The 17,940-nt window shown below is 43.3% G+C and carries 18 protein-coding genes; 10 read left to right on the forward strand and 8 right to left on the reverse strand.

The window, feature by feature from the left end; translation table 11 throughout:
• Positions 1–97: transposase domain-containing protein (locus VJY63_RS07345; RefSeq protein WP_324049338.1), on the forward strand; the 97-nt coding region annotated here is incomplete at its 5' end.
• A 317-nt stretch (positions 98–414) separates the two neighbouring features.
• Here the strand turns inward: VJY63_RS07345 and VJY63_RS07350 are convergent.
• Positions 415–1,005, reverse strand: coding sequence for a hypothetical protein (locus VJY63_RS07350; RefSeq protein ID WP_324049508.1), 591 nt, complete (start codon positions 1,003–1,005; stop codon positions 415–417).
• A complete protein-coding gene (locus VJY63_RS07355; RefSeq protein ID WP_324049510.1) occupies positions 1,005–2,021 on the reverse strand; it encodes an IS30 family transposase in 1,017 nt (338 codons plus the stop codon). The genes VJY63_RS07350 and VJY63_RS07355 overlap by 1 nt, the downstream gene beginning before the upstream one ends.
• 165 nt (positions 2,022–2,186) lie before the next feature.
• Here VJY63_RS07355 and VJY63_RS07360 point away from each other — a divergent pair, with 165 nt between their 5' ends.
• Entirely contained in the window at positions 2,187–2,582 is a 396-nt protein-coding gene (locus VJY63_RS07360; protein ID WP_324049512.1) for a metalloregulator ArsR/SmtB family transcription factor, read from the forward strand.
• Here the strand turns inward: VJY63_RS07360 and VJY63_RS07365 are convergent.
• Entirely contained in the window at positions 2,572–3,483 is a 912-nt protein-coding gene (locus VJY63_RS07365) for a LysR family transcriptional regulator (RefSeq protein WP_324049514.1), read from the reverse strand. The two genes, VJY63_RS07360 and VJY63_RS07365, sit on opposite strands and share 11 nt — an antisense overlap.
• 184 nt (positions 3,484–3,667) lie before the next feature.
• On the opposite strand from VJY63_RS07365, the gene VJY63_RS07370 reads away from it, so the two are divergent.
• The 4 genes from VJY63_RS07370 to VJY63_RS07385 all read left to right on the forward strand — a co-directional run bounded on the left by VJY63_RS07370 (position 3,668) and on the right by VJY63_RS07385 (position 7,574).
• Complete coding sequence (locus VJY63_RS07370; RefSeq protein ID WP_324049516.1) at positions 3,668–5,167, forward strand: CoA-acylating methylmalonate-semialdehyde dehydrogenase; 1,500 nt, start codon at positions 3,668–3,670, stop codon at positions 5,165–5,167.
• A gap of 110 nt (positions 5,168–5,277) precedes the next feature.
• Positions 5,278–5,817 (forward strand): methylated-DNA--[protein]-cysteine S-methyltransferase, encoded by a 540-nt coding sequence (locus VJY63_RS07375; RefSeq protein WP_324049518.1) that lies wholly within the window; start codon positions 5,278–5,280, stop codon positions 5,815–5,817.
• Entirely contained in the window at positions 5,814–6,896 is a 1,083-nt protein-coding gene (locus tag VJY63_RS07380; RefSeq protein ID WP_324049520.1) for a GTP-binding protein, read from the forward strand. The genes VJY63_RS07375 and VJY63_RS07380 overlap by 4 nt, the downstream gene beginning before the upstream one ends.
• Before the next feature lie 18 nt (positions 6,897–6,914).
• On the forward strand, positions 6,915–7,574 hold the full coding sequence (locus tag VJY63_RS07385) for a tRNA-(ms[2]io[6]A)-hydroxylase (RefSeq protein WP_324049522.1): 660 nt from the start codon (positions 6,915–6,917) through the stop codon (positions 7,572–7,574).
• 48 nt (positions 7,575–7,622) lie between these two features.
• Here VJY63_RS07385 and VJY63_RS07390 read toward each other — a convergent pair whose 3' ends face one another.
• From VJY63_RS07390 to VJY63_RS07400, 3 genes are all read right to left on the reverse strand, one after another.
• Positions 7,623–8,201 (reverse strand): peroxidase-related enzyme, encoded by a 579-nt coding sequence (locus VJY63_RS07390; RefSeq protein WP_324049524.1) that lies wholly within the window; start codon positions 8,199–8,201, stop codon positions 7,623–7,625.
• Between the two features lie 49 nt (positions 8,202–8,250).
• Positions 8,251–9,237, reverse strand: coding sequence for an MDR family oxidoreductase (locus tag VJY63_RS07395; RefSeq protein WP_324049526.1), 987 nt, complete (start codon positions 9,235–9,237; stop codon positions 8,251–8,253).
• Between the two features lie 67 nt (positions 9,238–9,304).
• Positions 9,305–9,949 carry a TetR/AcrR family transcriptional regulator gene (locus VJY63_RS07400; protein WP_324049528.1) on the reverse strand — a complete coding sequence of 215 codons (645 nt, stop codon included), beginning with the start codon at positions 9,947–9,949 and terminating at the stop codon, positions 9,305–9,307.
• 310 nt (positions 9,950–10,259) lie between these two features.
• Between VJY63_RS07400 and fadB the strand changes: the two genes are divergently transcribed.
• On the forward strand, positions 10,260–12,419 hold the full coding sequence (fadB, locus tag VJY63_RS07405; RefSeq protein WP_324049530.1) for a fatty acid oxidation complex subunit alpha FadB: 2,160 nt from the start codon (positions 10,260–10,262) through the stop codon (positions 12,417–12,419).
• 30 nt (positions 12,420–12,449) lie between these two features.
• Positions 12,450–13,625 (forward strand): acetyl-CoA C-acyltransferase FadA, encoded by a 1,176-nt coding sequence (fadA, locus tag VJY63_RS07410; RefSeq protein WP_324049532.1) that lies wholly within the window; start codon positions 12,450–12,452, stop codon positions 13,623–13,625.
• A gap of 71 nt (positions 13,626–13,696) precedes the next feature.
• Here the strand turns inward: fadA and VJY63_RS07415 are convergent, their stop codons facing one another.
• Complete coding sequence (locus VJY63_RS07415; protein WP_324049534.1) at positions 13,697–15,652, reverse strand: acetoacetate--CoA ligase; 1,956 nt, start codon at positions 15,650–15,652, stop codon at positions 13,697–13,699.
• A gap of 187 nt (positions 15,653–15,839) precedes the next feature.
• Here VJY63_RS07415 and VJY63_RS07420 point away from each other — a divergent pair, with 187 nt between their 5' ends.
• On the forward strand, positions 15,840–16,304 hold the full coding sequence (locus VJY63_RS07420; protein ID WP_324049536.1) for a chemotaxis protein CheX: 465 nt from the start codon (positions 15,840–15,842) through the stop codon (positions 16,302–16,304).
• Positions 16,305–16,332: 28 nt separating this feature from the next.
• On the opposite strand, the gene VJY63_RS07425 is transcribed toward VJY63_RS07420, so the two are convergent.
• Positions 16,333–16,905 (reverse strand): Smr/MutS family protein, encoded by a 573-nt coding sequence (locus tag VJY63_RS07425; protein WP_324049537.1) that lies wholly within the window; start codon positions 16,903–16,905, stop codon positions 16,333–16,335.
• A 62-nt stretch (positions 16,906–16,967) separates the two neighbouring features.
• Here VJY63_RS07425 and prmB point away from each other — a divergent pair, with 62 nt between their 5' ends.
• Complete coding sequence (gene prmB, locus VJY63_RS07430) at positions 16,968–17,921, forward strand: 50S ribosomal protein L3 N(5)-glutamine methyltransferase (protein WP_324049539.1); 954 nt, start codon at positions 16,968–16,970, stop codon at positions 17,919–17,921.
• Positions 17,922–17,940: the final 19 nt, after the last annotated feature.

Raw genomic sequence — 17,940 nt, forward strand, 5'->3', positions numbered from 1 at the left:
ACAAGCCTACATCAAGCACATTCTTGACCGCATAGCTGTCGCTGACACATTAGAAAAACTCGAAGCCCTGCTGCCATGGAATGTAGAGCTGGATTAAGCTAAGTAGCCGTTCTGCAAGGGTGCTGATTTAAGGGCGCTTACGTTTTTTATACCTTAATTAGCAAAAAACGTCCCTTTCATACCAAGCTAATAGAAGCGGTACAAAGCATTCCTAAGCAAGAATTTCAAGATGAAGTGAAAAAATGCTATCTACGCCTGGCGTTGCGCAAGAGTGGCCAGTGTGTGGTTGGCCCGGCGAGTCAAGAATGGGCTGATATTTGTCCTGTTGAGTAATGCTAGAGTGCACTATTGCAAAAAAGCAGCCCACCATCTAGTAATAGCTAAAAACTATGGAGTAAACATTCTTAAAGCTTGTTACTCAATAAAGCCAGTAGTGAACATCTCATTGACTATTTTCTTTGCCAAACTTTCTGCAAACACCGTGTTAGTTATATTTGCTAAGCCTGATGCTGAGGTGCTGGCTTCCATGATGAATGCTTTGTACTTTGTTTCCATATCAAACATGGTTATCGAATACCCTTGGTTTCGATTATAGGAGTACGTTGCCATGGAGTTTGTGCTACCTGAAATAGTATTGCCGTAAACGGTAGCCGAGCCAAATGTTTGGGACCCTATATACTGGCTACTACTGCCACCTGATCCGATACCAATGATTAACCAACCATCGATACCACTCTGCTCAATGATTTCAAAAACTTTAGGTTCTGAATACTCTCTTGTAGGAGGAAACAGGTCATCCTTTGTTATACACTCTACAGATCTTTTACTTAGATCATTGCATAGTTTAGTAAACAACAACTCTTTGAACTCAAAATTTGCGTTTGGTACATCAACTAAAATTTTGGTATAAGTTTTATTCTTATGTTCAGGATCGATGTGAGTTTGTATTTTTGTTGTTGCACAGCCGGTTATTAAAAGCTTGGTTGCTAACTCTGAGTGCAACACTAGTGTGTTGAAGCTGGGTTTTCTACTTCCTTCTTAAAAACTTTGGTAATGACTTCGATTGGGCAGTCGTAATTAAAGCGTTGTCTGGGGCGTATATTTAACTGGTAAGCAATAGCATCCAACTCTTCTTGCGTTACACCCGATAAATCCGTGCCTTTAGGCAAGTATTGGCGTATCAAGCCATTAATATTCTCGTTGCTACCACGCTGCCAAGGGCTGTGCGGATCACAAAAGTAGATTGCCACCCCCGTTCTTTGAGTGATTTCAGCATGTTTTACCATCTCACGACCTTGATCATAGGTCATGCTTTTACGTAGTTCTAACGGCATTCGGTTAAGTGCAGCACTAAAACCTTCAACAGCCGAGGTTGCTGTTGCATCACGCATTTTAGCTAAAATAAGGTAGCCACTGGTGCGCTCAACTAAAGTACCAACAGCTGAAGCATTCATCTTGCCTTTAATAAGGTCACCTTCCCAGTGACCGGGTATAACACGGCTTTCTATTTCAGGTGGGCGCATATGGATGCTGACCATTTCAGGGATTTGATTGCGTCGGTCTACACCGCCAGCGCGTGGCCTACGGGTTGATTTACCCTGACGCAGGCAGATGATGAGTTCTTTTTTTAGTTCGCCCACAGGCAACGCATAGATTGCATTGTAAATGGTTTCTTGGCACACGTAAGTGTCTTCGTATCCAGGTAGTTTCATATTACGAAGCCTACCTGCAATTTGCTGTGGTGAAAACTTTTGACGTAGTAAATAAATAACCAGATCAAACAATTCAGAACCTAACTTGAGTTTCTTTTTAGGTCGGCAAGGGATACGGCGGTGATTTCTTATCAGTTGAGCATTACGTGCTTGGTAGCTAGCACCAGCACTAGAGTTACGTTTAACTTCACGAGAAATTGTCGAAGGAGGACGTTCAAGCAATCTTGCAATAGCTCTTAAACTGAAGTTTTGGGCTAAGCCCACCTGAATGGTGGCACGCTCTTCAATGGAAAGTTCTGTATATTTCATGCTTGCCATTCAGGCTTAGTATTTTTTATTGGCTTGGTTTTAATAGTTAAAGCACTAAAAGCAGAAAAGCGTGTAGAAAACTCTAAATGTTGATTAAGCTTGACCCAACAAGCCTGCAAGCGATAATAGCCCACAGTTTAAGCCGTAAAATTATAGGAGTGTTCTGTGGATGAACGTTATGTTGAAGCCTTGAAAGCTATTGCAGAGCCTAACCGTTTGCGGCTTTTTTGGTTATTGGTACAAATTGATGAGCGGATTTGTGTTGCTGAAGCGATGGATGTTCTTGGTGAGCCGCACTATAACGTTTCTCGTAACTTAAAAATTTTGCAAAGAGCTGGTTTGGTGACGGCAAAAAAAGAAGGGAAGTGGGTTTTTTATACCTTGATTAGCAAAAAACTTCCTTTTCATACCAAGCTAATAGAAGCGGTACAAAGCATTCCTAAGCAAGAGTTTCAAGATGAAATAAAAAAATGCCATCTACGTTTGGCGTTGCGCGAAGATGGCCAGTGTGTGGTTGGCCCAGCGAGTCAAGAATGGGCTGATATTTGTTCTATTGAGTAATGTCAGAATGCTCTTCCCCCATCAATAAAGCTTCTTGTTCTTCTACTAATCGTCTTAACTCCAACCATACTGCTTCAACCCTAGCTAGGCGTTTACGTTCTGGCTGGGCGGCTAACCAAAAACTGCGGGTTAGGGTGAGCTGTTCTTCTAAAACAGGCTTTAACTCAGGTGCTTCTTTGGCCATAAAACAAGGCAAAATTGCCACGCCTAAACCTGCTTTTGCCATTGAGAATTGTGAAATAACACTGGTGCTACGAAACGCTGGCTGGGCATCGGGCAGTAACCTATCCATATAATTAAGCTGGTCGGTGAACATTAAATCGTCAATGTAGCCAATTAAGCGGTGCTGGTTTAAGTCTTCAATTTGGTTAACTTGGGGTGCTTCTTTTAAATAAGCATCGGTGGCATAAAGTTTAAGCCGGTAGTCGCATAATTTAGTAACTACTAGGCTGGTGTGCCTTGGGCGTTCAATGGTTACGGCCATATCTGCTTCATGGCGCGTCAGCTTTACAAAGCGAGGCATGGGTAACAGTTCGACCACTAGGCGGGGGTTCTGGCGGCAAAATCCACTTAATTTAGGCGTGATAAAAAAACTGCCAAAACCTTCAGTTGAACCAATTCTTACCGAGCCTATGCGTTCTTCACCGAGTCCTTGCAGAATTTCACTGGCAGTCAAAGCTTGTTGTTCCATTTGCCTTGCGGTTGCTAATAATAATTGACCTTGGCTAGTCAGCAAATGCCCTTCTGGACTGCGTTCAAATAGCTGTACTTCTAGTTGTGTTTCTAAGCGATGCAAGCGGCGCGATACGGTTGAGGCGTTGATACGCAAGCGCTTGGCGGCTTCACTTAGCTTTTCTGTACGGGCTAATTCTAAAAAAATTCGTATATCATCCCAGTCCATATCAAAACCTTTTTTCTGGCTAAGGGGTTACTAAACAACAGCATTGCATTTTTGCAAGCCTGCCTTGCACTTGGGTAGCTTGTCAAGCAGGGATAAGGGTGTCTAAGATGCTAACCAAGCAATTCAATACTAAGCTTTTAAATAATGAATAACTAAAACAAATAACTAAAACGAGAGGTATGCCATGACCCTACGTCAAATCCCGATGATTATTGGTGGTAAAGAAGTAATCTCTAAGTCAACTGACTGGCGCGATGTGCTTAACCCTGCAACGCAAGAAGTTGTGGCACGCGTGCCTTTTTGTACGCTAGATGAAGTGGATGCAGCGATTGAAAATGCTAACGAAGCCTTCAAAACATGGCGCAACACTTCACTAGCTGCGCGTATGCGTATTATGTTGAAATTTCAACAGTTAGTGCGTGAAAATGTTAAAGAGTTAGCGGCTTTAATTACTGAAGAACACGGTAAAACTTTGCCCGATGCTGAAGGCGAAGTGGGTCGTGGTTTAGAAGTTATTGAACACGCTTGCTCTATTCCTTCACTACAAATCAGCGAAATGGCTGAAAACGTAGCCACTGGCGTTAATGTTTACACGTTAAAGCAGCCATTAGGTGTGGGCGCAGGTATTACGGCTTTTAACTTCCCGATTATGTTGCCTTGCTTTATGTTCCCGATTGCCATTGCAACGGGTAATACTTTTGTACTGAAACCATCAGAGCAAGATCCTACTTCAAGCCTACGTTTAGTAGAGCTAGCGCACGAAGCGGGCTTACCACCTGGTGTACTTAACGTTGTTCATGGTGGCCCAGAAGTGGCGCAGCGTTTATGTGAACACGAGCACATTAAAGCAGTATCCTTCATTGGTTCTAGCCATGTTGGTAAAATTATTTATGACCACGCTGGTCGTGCTGGTAAGCGTGCTCAGTGCATGATGGGTGCTAAAAACCACGCAGTTGTTCTGCCTGATGCGAATAAAGATCAAGCGATTGATGCCTTGTTAGGTTCTGCGTTTGGTGCAGCAGGTCAGCGCTGCATGGCTAACCCAGTGGTTATTTTAGTGGGTGAAGCACGCGAATGGTCAGCCGATATTGTTGAGCGTTCCAAGACAATGAAAGTTGGCCCGGGTACCGACGTAACGGTTGACGTTTGCCCAGTGGTTTCGCCTCAAGCAAGAGACAAAATTGTTAAGCTGATTGATTCTGGTGTTGCTCAAGGTGCAACCCTAGCCCTAGATGGCCGTAACCCAGTGGTTAAAGGCTATGAGAAGGGTAACTTTGTTGGTGCAACGGTGTTTACTGACGTTACACCTGATATGGATATTTATTCACAGGAAATTTTTGGTCCAGTACTTTGTGTCGTGGGTGTTGAAACGCTAGACGATGCGATTGCTTACATTAATGCCAACGAAAATGGTAACGGCACTTCAATTTTTACCGCTTCGGGTTGGGCTGCACACAAGTTCCAAAATGAAATCGATGTCGGTCAGGTGGGTATTAATATGCCAATTCCTGTGCCTGTTGCTTACTTTAGTTTCACTGGTTCACGTGCTTCACGTTTAGGTCCATTAGGCCCTAATGGTAAAGAAGCAGTGAAGTTCTGGACACACAGCAAGACAGTAACCGAGCGTTGGTTCCAGCCAGACAGTATTTCAGAAGGTGTGAACACCACTATCTCGATGAAATAAGTTTTCTCCACTAGTAAAAGCTGTATCACTCTGTAGTAATTTAGCCCCACCTAGGTGGGGCTTTTTTGTTAATCTTCTAGTCATACTATTTATGTGTAAGGGGGCGGCAGATGATTAACATAGCTTTATTGCAAGGTGAATTGCTTAGCTGGGCAGAAATTCAGCTGCCAGACTTTAAAGCCATTATTTTAGTTAGCCCTAAAGGATTAGTTGCGCTTGAGCCTTTTTTTAATGATGCTGACTTTGCTGAACAGCTAGCTGCGTTTTCTTTAGCTAGAATAGAACCTTTATCGGCTGGGCAACGTATAAGTTGGTCGCAGCGTATTAGTGCGGCTTTAGTGAATTCTGCCTTAATTAAAGACCTGCCGCTAGATTTACAAGGCACGCCTTTTCAGCTGACGGTTTGGTCGGCTTTATTAAATATCTCCAAAGGTGAAACACTCAGCTACAGCCAGTTAGCAGCTAAAGTGGGTAAGCCTAAAGCAGTCAGAGCCATAGGTAGTGCTTGTGGTGCTAATCCCATCCCTTTTTTAGTACCCTGCCACCGTATTTTACGTAGCGATGGCAGCTTAGGTGGTTTTGCCTTTGGCTTAGCGATGAAACAACAGTTGTTAGATAGAGAAAAAGTAGACGGTAAAAAAGCCTTATGAGCACTTCTGAAAATACACAACTCATCAAAAAAGTACCTGTTCACTTGATTAGCGGTTTTTTAGGTGTTGGTAAAACAACGGCAATCAATCATTTAATTAAAAACAAGCCAGAAGGTGAACGCTGGGCGTTGGTGGTGAATGAGTTTGGGCAAATTGGGGTAGATGCCAGCCTGTTAGAAGCCGGTGAAGATTTACAAATTAAAGAATTACCCGGCGGCTGCATTTGTTGTGCTTTGGGTTTAACCCTTTCTGTCACCCTGATTAACCTTTTACAACGCTTTAAACCCGACCGATTGATTATTGAACCCACGGGTTTAGGCCACCCAGCTGGCATTATTGATTTACTAACTGGCGGACAATTTAATGAAGTGCTAGAACTGCGCCCATTAGTCACCTTGGTTGACCCTCGTTTATTAAATGACCCCAAAGTGGTGGCGCATGAAACCTTTCAAGACCAAATCGCTTTAGCCGATATTTTGGTTTTTAATAAAATTGACCTTGCTAGCCCAGCGCAAACCCAAAAAGCCTTAGCAGAAGCCCAGCAGATGTTTCCACCTAAGTTGGCTTTATTAACCTGTGAAAAGGGTGAGTTGCCGCTGAGTGTTTTAGATTCTGCCGCCCAGTTAATTAGCCAGCAAACCAAACCAAAAACCACGCCTAGTCATCATCCTAAAGCCAATTTTTTAGCACCACAAACTACAGGTTTAGCTTTTTTAGCCTTGCCTGAAGTGGGTAAGCCTGTTTGCCAGCAAGGGGAAGGTTTGGGTGCTTTTTCTGTGGGTTGGGTATTTCATCGTGACGATGCTTTTGATGAAGACAAGCTTTATCAATGGGTAGATCAGCAGCAAAACTTGCTTAGAATTAAAGGTGTGTTTCGTGTGGGAACTAAGCAGTGGCGTAGTTTTAATAAAGTAGGTTTAGAGCTAGTGACGCAGCCGATTACCTATCGACGTGATTCCCGTTTAGAATTGATAGCAGGCCAGCCTTTTATTACAGGTTCATCTTTAGACGTGGTTAGTTTGCAAGAACAACTGCTGGCGTTAACGTTTAAACCTAAAGAGCCGACTTTATTTGATTAATTTAAGAAGATTAATTTTATGAGCGTTATTGAAACATCCAGTATAGAAACACTCGGTATAGAAATACCTGCTATTCCAGAAATCGATGCTTTTTTGTTGTGTGTTACGCCTCAAGCTTGGGTGGATTACGCTTTAAAAAACCTTGATGTGGTTTTAATTGACCATGCTTTATGTGAAAAAAAAGCGGCTTCAACGGCCATTAGCTTAATGCACCGTTATCCGCAATATGACGAGCTGCTAGACAAAATGACTGCCTTGGCGAGAGAGGAGTTGACGCATTTTAAGCAAGTGATAAACCTGCTGCGTGAGCGTGGCATTACTTACCAAAATATAGCACCGGGTCGTTATGCCGGTAAAATTTTTAAACACCTAAGAACCAGTGAACTCGGCCATTTTATTGATGCATTAATTATAGGTGCCATTATTGAAGCCCGTTCTTGCGAACGCTTTGCGGCACTGGTTCCTGGTTTAGTCACCCAAGGTGAAGTGGCGCTTGCTGGTTATTATTGCTCGCTTATTAAAGCTGAAGCGCGGCATTTTGAAGGCTATTTATACCTAGCTGAACTTTACACAGACGAGCCTATTGCACCCAGAGTGGCTAGTTTGTTAGCGATAGAACAGCAGCTAATTCAAAGCCCCGATACTAAATTTAGGTTTCATTCTGGTGTGCCCTGCTAGGGTGGTTGCCTTGAAGCTAACCACCCTAAGCTTTTAACGCCCTAGTTTTTAACGCCCTAAAGAATAAAATTCGGTATTAGGGCGCATGGCGGTGACATTGGCCATGCGGTTAGATAAACCAAAGAAAGCAGAGATGCCCGTAATATCCCAAACATCTTCATCATCAAAGCCATGTTGTTTTAGTTCGTTAATATCCGCATCACTGACTTCTTGAGCCGTTTGCGATACTTTAACAGCAAAATCTAGCATGGCTTTTTGTCGAGGGGTGATATCAGCATTATGGTAATTAACTGCAATTTGATCGGCAATCAGTGGGTTTTTCTCACGAATACGTAAAATTGCACCGTGGGCAACAACACAGTATTGGCACTGATTTAAACCACTGGTAGCGACGACGATCATTTCACGCTCACCTTTGGTTAGGTTGCTGTCTTTTTCCATTAACGCATCGTGGTAGTCAAAAAAAGCACGAAATTCAGCCGGACGATTAGCCAACACTAAAAAAACATTGGGGATAAAGCCCGATTTTTCCTGAACATCTAAAATTCTATTGCGTACATCTTCCGGCATGGAATCAAGAGAAGGCGTTGGGAAGCGGCTAATGGGTAATTCTGTTGCTTTGCTCATATTGAATCCTTATTTATTGGCGTTGTTAGTTATTAATTTTAATGAGTAATTAAGCTTGAATTGGCACTACAATTCGGCCTCTGACTTTGCCTTCCATTAGTTGACCAGCGGCGTTAATCACGTCATCAAAAGCGACTTCTGTGGTTAGGCTGTCTAGTAAGGAAATATCTAAAACTTCAGCGAGGCGTTGCCAAGCTTCTAAGCGTTTACTTTTGGGCGCCATAACGCTATCAATGCCATAAAGGGTAACGCCACGCAAAATAAAAGGCGCTACGCTGGATGGAAAATCCATACCCGCAGCAAGGCCACAAGCGGCGACAGCGCCTTGGTATTTCATGCCAGCACAAACATTGGCAAGCACATGGCTGCCTGCAACATCTATGGCACCTGCCCAAGTTTCACGCGCTAAAGGTTTGCCGGGTTCGCTTAATTCAGCACGGTCCATAATTGTGCTAGCACCTAAAGATTTTAAAAATACGGCTTCTTCAGGGCGGCCAGTGACTGCGGTTACGCTAAAGCCTAGCTTTGCTAGCAATGCCACAGCAACACTACCCACGCCGCCTGCTGCACCTGTCACTAAAATTTCGCCGTCTTCTGGTTTTAGTCCGTGTTTTTCTAGCGCCATAACGCAGAGCATGGCGGTATAGCCAGCGGTGCCTATCGCCATAGCTTGTTTAGTAGTAAAAGCGGAGGGTAGGGGGACTAGCCAATCACCGGACACACGGGCTTTTTCTGCTAAGCCACCCCAGTGTTTTTCGCCCACACCCCAGCCATTTAGAATAACCTTGTCGCCTACTTTAAAGTCAGCATGACTAGAGTTAGTTACAGTGCCAGCAAAATCAATACCAGGAATCATCGGGTAGTGCTTGGCAATGGGCGCTTTGCCGGTAATTGCTAACGCATCCTTGTAGTTGATGGTAGAAAAAGCCACATCAACATCTACATCCCCTTCGGGGAGTTGCGTGCTATTGACTGATGCAATTGAAACTTTTTGATCGCTTCTGCTACCTTCAATTAAAATTGCTTTAAACATCATTAATCTCCTGTTTTTTTTAGTCTTTATTTAATGCATTGAGAGGTTAAAAGTTAAGGTGACTTAGATTTTAATGTGGCGTAGGTTTAATTAGTGCTATAAACCCGCTTGTAAAAAGATCTAAAGGTTCACCAGATTGTTCAAGTTTGGCTCTAAGCACCGCGCCTTCCCAACCCACCCAAAAATAATAGGCCATTTGTGCGGTGTTAATCGTTTTAGCAATTTCACCGGCAGCTTTGGCTTCATCCAGTAAGTGTGCTGTTTTCATTTCCCAGTCGTTAAATACCTGTATGAGCTGCTTTCTGAACCCTTCAGGCAGTGCCACCATTTCTTGCCCAAGGTTGCCAATTAAACAACCCCTTTGGTATTCAAATTTCTGCATTCCTTTTTTTGCATCGGCTATAAAAGCCAGCAGGCGGTTTAAGGGGCTGGTATCGGTATCATAAAACCAATGACTTAGTTTTTTAGCAAAATACTGACCATAAGCTTCAATTAACTCTGTTCCAAAAGCCTCTTTGTTATCAAAATAGTGATAAAACGAGCCTTTGGGTACTTGGACTACTTTTAAAATTTCGTCGATACCCGTACTTGAGTAACCTTTTATAGTTAATGCAGCTAAACCGGCTTTAATCAATTCTTCACGCGTGTCTAAAAAAACGGTATCAGAATTTTTTTTGGGTCGACCCGGCTTACGTTTTACTGGTGATTTTATCATTCTATCCTCAATTATTAGACGGTCGGTCTAATTAATATTGGGTTAAATTAGACCAAGCGTCTTTAGAAGTCAATAGAATGTTGATAATTGATTCGATGAATTTAATAACTGACTGATTATATTGGGATTAGTAATTATTTTTAGGCGTTGATAAAGAAATTGGTGGCTTGTAATGGTTCAAGTTGCTTGACAACTTCTGTTGAATGGTCGAATCTTAACCTCAGTTCAAACGGCTGTATGAATTTTTGCTTGATAGCAAATATGCAGTGCCAGATAAGTTTTTCTACAACAAAAAGCTGGAGATCACACGATGATTTACCAAGGTAAAGCCATTCAGGTACACGCCCTTACAGACAAAAATAGTGACGGAATTGTAGAACTAATTTTTGATCGCCAAGGTGAAGCAGTTAACGTACTCAGCACTCCCACCATTAAAGAATTAGGTGAAGCTGTTGCTGCAATTAAAGCAAAAACCGGTGTTAAAGGTTTGCTAATGAGTAGCGCCAAGGAAGCCTTTATTGTTGGTGCTGACATTACTGAGTTTCATGGCATTTTTGGTGAAACCGAAGAATTCCTAGTTGAAATGAACCTAAAGGTTCACGAATTATTTAATAGCATTGAAGATTTACCCTTTCCTACTGTGACCGCAATTAACGGCCTAGCCTTAGGTGGTGGTTGTGAAATGCTACTCACCACTGACTTTCGTGTTATGGCTGATACCGCAAAAATTGGCTTACCAGAAACCAAGCTAGGCATAGTGCCAGGCTGGGGTGGTTGTGTACGTTTGCCACGCTTGATTGGTGCCGATAACGCCATTGAGTGGATTGCTGGTGGTACTGAAAACCGTGCCGATGTTGCGCTTAAAATGGGTGCTGCCGATGCGGTGGTGAGTAAAGAAAACCTAAGGGATGCAGCCTTAGATATTCTAGCTGAAGCTCAAGCGGGCAACTTAGATTGGCAAGCGCGTCGTGAACAGAAAAAAGCACCGCTAAAACTGAACCCTATTGAATCCATGATGGTGTTTGAAACGGCCAAGGGTTTTGTAGCAGGCAAAGCAGGCCCTCATTACCCAGCGCCTGTTGAAGCCATTAAAGCCATTCAAAAAGGTGCCACGGCTTCTCGTGAAAAAGCGCAGCTAGTGGAAGCTAAAACCTTCGCAAAAATGGCTAAAACGGATGTTTGCTATAACTTGGTTGGCTTGTTCTTAAATGACCAGCTAGTTAAGAAAAAAGCCGCAGCCTATCAAAAACAGGTTGATCCGGTTAAGAAGGCAGCCGTTTTGGGTGCCGGTATTATGGGTGGTGGTGTTGCTTATCAGTCGGCCTCTAAAGGTACGCCGATTATGATGAAGGACATTAACGAAGCTGCCCTTCAGCTAGGATTAAAAGAAGCCAGTAAATTGCTAGGTGGCCAGCTAAAGCGCAAACGCATTACTGCTGAACAAATGGCAGAAGCTTTAGGCCGTATTCGTCCTACGCTTTCTTACGGTGATTTTGGTGATGTAGAGCTAACCGTTGAAGCGGTGGTAGAGAATGCCAAGGTTAAAGCAACTGTTTTAGCAGAGCTAGAAAACCATGTGGCTGAGGATGCGATTATTGCTTCTAACACTTCAACCATTTCAATTAACAGCCTAGCTAAAAACCTAAAGCGCCCAGAAAACTTCTGTGGTATGCACTTTTTTAACCCTGTGCACCGTATGCCTTTGGTGGAAGTGATTCGTGGCGAAAAGTCATCTGAAAAAGCCATAGCGGCAACAGTGACCTACGCTAAGCAAATGGGTAAAACCCCCATTGTTGTGAATGACTGCCCAGGCTTTTTAGTTAACCGTATTTTGTTTCCTTACTTTGGTGGTTTTATTGGCCTAGTTGAACAGGGCGCAGATTTTCGCCGTGTTGATAAAGTCATGGAAAATTTTGGCTGGCCTATGGGTCCTGCTTACTTGTTAGATGTGGTGGGTTTAGACACAGCCGTTCATGCGAATGATGTTATGGCTGAAGGCTTCCCTGACCGTATGAAGCGTGAAGGCAAAACTGTACTGAATGCTATGTACGATGCTGGCCGTTTAGGTCAGAAAAACTCGACGGGTTTTTATAAGTACGAAGAAGACCGTAAGGGTAAGCCACAGAAGAAAAATGATGAAACCACTGATGCGCTAATTCAGCCTTTAGTAAAAGCCAATGAAGAACTAACGGATGAGCAGATTATCGCCCGTATGATGGTTCCTCTTTGCTTAGAAACGGTGCGTTGCCTAGAAGATAATATTGTGGGTACACCTGCCGAAGCAGATATGGCGTTAATTTACGGTATAGGTTTCCCGCCTTTCCGTGGTGGTGCGCTACGTTACATAGATGCCATGGGTGTGCAAGCCTTTGTTGATTTGGCTGATTCTTTAGCAGAGCTAGGTCCGCTTTATGCGCCGACCGATAAGCTACGTGCTATGGCTGCCAATAACGAACAATTTTATAACTAAGGTTTTGTCACCGAATTCAGGAGAAGAACAATGAGTCTGCAACCACGTGATATCGTAATCGTCGATGGTGTACGTACCGCTATGGCTAAGGCCAAAAATGGTGCTTTTCGCAATGTGCGTGCTGAAGAATTATCCGCCGATATTATGCGTTCATTATTAACGCGTAACGCGGGTTTAAACCCCGCTGAAATTGATGACATTATTTGGGGTTGTGTTAACCAAACGCTAGAACAAGGTTATAACGTAGGCCGTAATGCGGCTATTTTGACCGACATTCCTAAAAGCGTTCCGGCGCAAACCGTTAACCGTTTGTGCGGCTCTTCCATGAGCGCCATTCATATTGCTGGCGCTAACATTAAAGCGGGCTTAGGTGATATTTACCTAGTCGGCGGTGTAGAGCACATGGAGCACGTTAACATGATGCATGGTGTTGATGTTAACCCTTCGGCCAGTATGCAAAATGCTAAAGCAGCCATGATGATGGGCTTAACCGCTGAATTGCTCGGTAAAATGCACGGTATTACCCGTCAGCAGCAAGACGAAATGGGCGCACGTTCACACCGTTTAGCTCATGAGGCTTCTATCAATGGTCGTTTTGATAACGAAATCATTGGTGTAGAAGGCCACGATGCTGAAGGTCGCTTAAAACTGATTCTTAAAGATGAAGTAATTCGTCCTGAAACCACGGTAGAAAGCTTGTCGCTGCTTAAGCCAGTGTTTGACCCACGCAGCGGTACTGTCACGGCAGGTACTTCCTCAGCCTTGTCAGTGGGTGCTTCAGGCATGTTAATGATGAGCTATGAAAAAGCGCAAGCATTAGGTCTTAAGCCAATTGCTAAAGTGCTTTCTATGGGTATTGCTGGCTGTGATCCTTCCATTATGGGATATGGCCCTGTTCCTGCAACCAAGCAGGCGCTTAAAGCAGCAGGTTTAACCATTGACGATATTGATATTGTTGAATTGAACGAAGCCTTTGCAGCGCAAGGTTTACCAGTGCTGAAAGACCTTAAATTGATCGACAAGATGGACGAGAAGGTTAACCTAAACGGTGGCGCAATTGCCTTAGGTCACCCACTGGGTTGTTCGGGTACACGTATTAGCACCACGCTACTTAATGTGATGCAGCAAAAAGATGCAACCCTTGGCCTAGCGACCATGTGTATTGGTATGGGGCAGGGTGTGGCAACTATTTTTGAACGTGTTTAATTGAATTACTAGCTGCATAAAAAAACCGGAGATTAATCTCCGGTTTTTTTATGGGCTTAGTTTTAGTTAGGCTATTTTTGCAAATCGGGTAAGTCTGCAAATAAGGCTAAAGCTTCTGGGTTGGCTAAAGCATCTTGGTTTTTAACAGGGCGACCATGCACCACTTCCCTAACCGCTAGCTCTACAATTTTGCCCGATAAAGTGCGTGGAATATCAGCAACTTGAATAATTTTGCTAGGTACGTGGCGTGGCGTGGTTTCAGCTTTCACTGTGTCTCGAATGCGCTTGCAGATTTCATCATCCAGTGTAAAACCTTCCTTCATGCGCACAAAAAGTACCACTCGCACATCGTCCTTCCATTCTTGACCTATGCAAAGCGCTTCTAACACTTCGTCTACTTTTTCTACCTGACGGTAAATTTCTGCTGTACCAATACGCACACCGCCTGGGTTAAGCACGGCATCGGATCGACCATGAATAATCATGCCGTCTTCAGCAGTAATTTCTGCATAATCGCCGTGCGCCCAAATGTTGTCGAAGCGATCAAAGTAAGCAGCTTGGTACTTGCTACCGTCTTCATCATTCCAAAAGCCAATTGGCATAGAAGGGAAGGGCTGGGTACAAACTAGCTCGCCTTTTTCTTCTATAACCGGCTGGCCCGCATCATTAAAAACTTGTACCGCCATGCCTAAACCACGGGCTTGAAGTTGCCCACGGTACACAGGGCGAATAGGGCAGCCCAGCGCAAAGCAGGAAACGATATCGGTGCCGCCAGAAATAGAAGCAAGCAGTAAATCTTGCTTAATATCACGGTACACGTAATCAAACGATTCGTGTGATAAAGGCGAACCAGTAGAAAGAATGGCACGTAGCTTAGATAAATTATGCGTAGAACCGGGCGTTAAACCGGCTTTTTCACAAGCGGCTATGTATTTAGCGCTGGTACCAAAAACTGTTACGCCTTCATTTTCTGCCATATCCCACAGGGCTTTAGGCGCTGGCGCAAAGGGCGAACCATCAAAAAGCACCAAGGCTGCGCCCGCTGCTAGGCCAGTGACTAGCCAGTTCCACATCATCCAACCGCAGGTGGTGTAATAAAACAGAGTGTCATCACGGGTTAGGCTGGTGTGTAAAAGGTGCTCTTTAAGGTGTTGTAATAAAGTACCGCCGGTGGAATGTACGATGCACTTAGGCACGCCAGTAGTGCCGGAGGAATACATAATATACAGCGGGTGATTAAAAGGCAGCTGAGCAAACTCAATTTCTTGGGCTTCGGCAATTTTAAAATTATCCCACAGGCAGGCTTTTTTAATGCTGCTAATATCTGGGCTGGTCTCTAAGTAAGGGAAAATAATCGCTTGTTGTAAATCATCCAAAGATTCAACAATTTCAGCCACTAAAGGCAGGCTGTTAATGCGCTTACCGTTATATAAATAACCATCGGTCGCAAATAAGAATTTAGGTTGAATTTGTCCGAATCTATCAAGCACACCATTAAAGCCAAAGTCGGGTGAGCAAGACGACCAGATAGCACCCAAGCTAGTTGCTGCTAACATAGCAATTAGTGCGTAGTGGCAGTTGGGTACAAAACCAGCCACTCTATCACCCGGTTTTACACCGGCTTTTTGTAGGCCAGCGGCAATTTGTGCCACTTGCGTATAAAGTTCAGCATGGGTTAAAGCCGTGCGCTGACCATTTTCATGCAAAGAAATAATCGCAGGGCGATCATCACGAAACTTTAGCAAGTTTTCAGCAAAGTTTAATCTAGCTTCAGGAAACCAACGTGCACCAGGCATTTTGTGAGCATCTACTAAGGCTTGGCTGCCTTGTTCAGCAGCAACCACACCACCAAACTCCCAAACCTGAGCCCAAAACTCGGCAGAATTAGCATTACTCCACTGAAATAGGTCTTCATAGCTGGTAAGTTGTTGTTGGTAACCTTCATTCACCTGCTGTATAAAAGCAGTTAAAGGACTAGCAGCAATACTAGCAGCGGAAGGTTGCCAAAGGGGTTGATTAACAGGCATGAGAGCCTCCTAGTTTTTGTTATATTTAATGAATTTTATAGGCTAACATAGCACTAGAGGCAGTTGACGTAAACGTAAGCTTGTTGTTTTTATACTTTTATCAGTCAAAGCTTTTTAACTATACCTCCCTTTTGTAATTTCTTTACGGTAAGCTTTACGTTTAATCTATTATTGTAGGACTGTTTCTATGCGCGCGGATTTTATTAACCCTTTTCTTCATGCCATGATTAATGTGTTGCGGACTATGTGTGACTTGCACCCGCAAGTGGGTAAGCCAGTATTAAAAGAAGATAACGTTGCCCGAGGTGTGGTGACTGGATTTATAGATTTAATGGGTGAACACACGGCTGGTTCTATGGCGATAAGCTTTTCTGAGCCAGTTGCGATTGATTTAGTAACACGAATGTTAGGTGATCATCCGACTAAGATAGACGATACCGTGTGTGATCTAGTGGGTGAGATTACTAACATAGTATCAGGTGGTGCGAAAACAATTTTGTCTGAATCCGGTTTTAACTTTTACCTTTCGCAACCAGTAACTTTTGTCGGTGAAGGGCATAAAATTTTACACAGTGTTCATGGGCCAAAAATTTTAATACCCTTTCATGTTGAAAGTGGTGATTTTGTTGTGGAAGTCTGCTTTCGTGAATGATTTTGTGTGTTGTGCCAAATAAGGTTAGCTATTTGAATGTTACTGCTTTGCGGGTTCGTAACAATATATAAAGCGCTCCTGTGCCACCATCTTTGGGTAAAGCAGAGCAAAAAGCTAACACTTCAGGCATTTGTCTAAGCCAAACGTTAACGTGTGACTTAATACTAGGCACTTCACCTTCACGGTTATAAGACTTGCCATGCACGACTAATAAGCAACGACTAGCTGATCGGTGTCCGTCACGAATAAATTCACTTAAAGCAGCACGTGAATTTTCTATCGTAAAACCGTGTAGGTCTAAACCTTCTTGCCAGCTTAATAGACCTTTTTTTAATTCTTGAAAAGTGCGTAATGGCAGATCAGGCACATGAAACGTTAAATTTTCTCCAGGATTAACGGGTTTTACTTGGCCATCAGAAATGCCTAAATCTGTTAAAGCATTCGATTCGCTAGTCGCAGCTTGGCGGCGAGTTAGGTGATTAATGTTTTCAACTTTACGCGGTTTTCCCGTATCAGCAAGGTTTTGTTTGACGGGTCGAACCCCCTTCATTAATGCACGAAATAAATTATGATCGTCGTTAGGATCATTCTCAAGACTCACTTTTTTCTCCTTATGTTAAACTTGATGGATATTAACACGCCAATTTAGGAAACTACGCAGCGATGAGTCCAATTACCAATCAAACCACCACTTCGTTGGTTCAAGAATTACAAACCCTACGCGATTTTGTACGTTGGGCATTGACTAATTTTAATAAAAACCACCTCTATTATGGGCATGGTACTGATAATGCTTGGGATGAGGCACTGCACTTGGTTTTAGGCAGTTTACACCTTCCTTCTGATACTGATGAACGTTTGTTAGATGCACGTTTAACTCAGTTAGAGCGTGAAAAATTAATTGACTTAATTAAGCAGCGTTGCGAAACGCGTACACCACTGCCTTATTTGTTAGGTGAAAGTTGGTTTGCAGGCTTGCCTTTTAACGTTGATGCACGGGTGCTTATTCCGCGTTCACCTATTGCTGAACTCATTGTTAATTGTTTTGAACCTTGGTTTGATGAAACGCAGCCACCGGCTAAAATTTTAGACCTTTGTACTGGCAGTGGCTGTATTGGTATTGCTTGCGCCTATGCTTTTCCAACCGCTGAAGTGGTATTGAGCGATATCTCGCAAGATGCTTTAGACGTTGCTAGAAAAAACATTGTGCGTCACCATTTAGAGCAGCGTGTTACTGCTCTTGCTTCTGATTTATTTACTGGTTTAGAAGCCAATGATAAATTTGATTTAATTGTGAGTAATCCACCTTATGTTGATGCACAAGATTTAGCCGCAATGCCAGAAGAATACCACCAAGAGCCAGAACTGGCGTTAGCTGCAGGTGATGATGGTTTAGATTTAGTAAAAATTATTTTAGCCCAAGCAAGGCAGTACCTTAATAATGATGGATTGCTGGTGGTTGAAGTGGGCAATAGTGAAAAACACCTAGAAGCCACTTTTCCACACGTGCCTTTTTTATGGGTAGAATTTGAATCGGATGCACGGGGTGTTTTTGTGCTTACAGCCGAGCAACTGGATGAATTTCAAGCTGATTTTGATGCGGTTTGCAGTTATTGATTTATTTGAACAGCTAACG

The organism is Marinospirillum sp., assembly GCF_035271045.1.
GTDB lineage: Bacteria > Pseudomonadota > Gammaproteobacteria > Pseudomonadales > Halomonadaceae > Marinospirillum.

What these genes read in the sequence shown, in the direction of transcription:
- VJY63_RS07355 (WP_324049510.1), bottom strand. Translation starts at nt 2,021, where the DNA reads ATGAAATATACAGAACTTTCCATTGAAGAGCGTGCCACCATTCAGGTG.
- VJY63_RS07365 (WP_324049514.1), bottom strand. Translation starts at nt 3,483, where the DNA reads ATGGACTGGGATGATATACGAATTTTTTTAGAATTAGCCCGTACAGAA.
- VJY63_RS07370 (WP_324049516.1), top strand. Translation starts at nt 3,668, where the DNA reads ATGACCCTACGTCAAATCCCGATGATTATTGGTGGTAAAGAAGTAATC.
- VJY63_RS07375 (WP_324049518.1), top strand. Translation starts at nt 5,278, where the DNA reads ATGATTAACATAGCTTTATTGCAAGGTGAATTGCTTAGCTGGGCAGAA.
- VJY63_RS07380 (WP_324049520.1), top strand. Translation starts at nt 5,814, where the DNA reads ATGAGCACTTCTGAAAATACACAACTCATCAAAAAAGTACCTGTTCAC.
- VJY63_RS07385 (WP_324049522.1), top strand. Translation starts at nt 6,915, where the DNA reads ATGAGCGTTATTGAAACATCCAGTATAGAAACACTCGGTATAGAAATA.
- VJY63_RS07390 (WP_324049524.1), bottom strand. Translation starts at nt 8,201, where the DNA reads ATGAGCAAAGCAACAGAATTACCCATTAGCCGCTTCCCAACGCCTTCT.
- VJY63_RS07395 (WP_324049526.1), bottom strand. Translation starts at nt 9,237, where the DNA reads ATGATGTTTAAAGCAATTTTAATTGAAGGTAGCAGAAGCGATCAAAAA.
- VJY63_RS07400 (WP_324049528.1), bottom strand. Translation starts at nt 9,949, where the DNA reads ATGATAAAATCACCAGTAAAACGTAAGCCGGGTCGACCCAAAAAAAAT.
- fadB (WP_324049530.1), top strand. Translation starts at nt 10,260, where the DNA reads ATGATTTACCAAGGTAAAGCCATTCAGGTACACGCCCTTACAGACAAA.
- fadA (WP_324049532.1), top strand. Translation starts at nt 12,450, where the DNA reads ATGAGTCTGCAACCACGTGATATCGTAATCGTCGATGGTGTACGTACC.
- VJY63_RS07415 (WP_324049534.1), bottom strand. Translation starts at nt 15,652, where the DNA reads ATGCCTGTTAATCAACCCCTTTGGCAACCTTCCGCTGCTAGTATTGCT.
- VJY63_RS07420 (WP_324049536.1), top strand. Translation starts at nt 15,840, where the DNA reads ATGCGCGCGGATTTTATTAACCCTTTTCTTCATGCCATGATTAATGTG.
- prmB (WP_324049539.1), top strand. Translation starts at nt 16,968, where the DNA reads ATGAGTCCAATTACCAATCAAACCACCACTTCGTTGGTTCAAGAATTA.